1 pseudogene is annotated in these 253 nt (G+C 59.3%); it reads left to right on the top strand.

Annotation, left to right across the window (positions count from 1 at the left end):
* Positions 1–209, top strand: a pseudogene (locus QSV46_RS40400) (phosphotransferase); the annotation flags it as partial.
* Positions 210–253: the final 44 nt, after the last annotated feature.

The raw sequence follows: 253 nt of genomic DNA, 5'->3' as shown, positions 1-253 counted from the left end.
GGCCGAAAGATCTGCCGCTCGGCGTCATCCACGCCGACCTGTTTCCCGACAATGTCTTCTTCCTCGGCGACAAATTGTCGGGCCTGATCGACTTCCCGTTTTCCTGCAACGACATCCTGGCCTACGACATCGCGATCTGCCTGAATGCGTGGTGTTTTGAGCCGGATCTTTCGTTCAACGTCACCAAGGCGCGCGCGCTGCTCAACGCCTAGGCCCGCGAGCGGCAATTGTCTGATACCGAGCAGGAAGCGCT

The organism is Bradyrhizobium cosmicum, from assembly GCF_032290525.1.
GTDB classification, from domain to species: Bacteria; Pseudomonadota; Alphaproteobacteria; order Rhizobiales; family Xanthobacteraceae; genus Bradyrhizobium; species Bradyrhizobium cosmicum_A.
The sequence above is the reverse complement of the archived record's forward strand: the minus strand, read 5'-3'. Positions and strand labels throughout refer to the sequence as shown.